General features: G+C 74.1%; 1 pseudogene. It reads right to left on the bottom strand.

What is annotated here, in order from left to right:
- A pseudogene (locus LPA54_RS36080) lies at positions 1 to 544 on the bottom strand (hypothetical protein); the annotation flags it as partial.

Raw genomic sequence — 544 nt, 5'->3', positions numbered from 1 at the left:
CCCGGCAGCGGCGCCGAGCGCGCCGCGCCGCTGCCGGGTCTCCGCCTCCATCGTCTCGATCAGCGCCTCGATGCCGTCGAGGTGGCGCAGCCGGCTGGGCGCGAGGGCCGTGAGGTCCTCGCCGAACCCGACGAGGGTGATGGTCATGCGGTCCGACCAGCCGTTGGTGGCCAGTTCGGCGGCCACGGACGCGAACACCGCCGCCCGGTCCTCCTCACGGCCGCTCAGCGACACGATGCCGGGGACCGACTCCAGGTTGAGCAGCAGCCGGGAGTCGTCCATGGTGCCGAGGCTGACCAGGCCGGGATAGGGCGCGGCCGTGTCGGCGTCCTCGTACGTCTCGGCGTCGGCTCGGGCCAGCATCCAGAACGTCTGGTCCTGCCCGAGCTGCCACGGGGACGGCGGCTTGCCGGACGGCTGGGCGAGCTGGAGGTGCAGGTCGCCGTTGCTCATCCAGGCCGCGTAGACCGTGGGCAGCGGACGGGACTCGTCGGCCAGCGACGCGGCGAGCCCGCGCAGCGACCGGTCCAGCAGCCGTACGCCC

Origin of the sequence: Streptomyces sp. DH12 (genome assembly GCF_020873895.1) — a bacterium.
Taxonomy (GTDB): domain Bacteria; phylum Actinomycetota; class Actinomycetes; order Streptomycetales; family Streptomycetaceae; genus Streptomyces.
The sequence above is the reverse complement of the archived record's forward strand: the minus strand, read 5'-3'. Positions and strand labels throughout refer to the sequence as shown.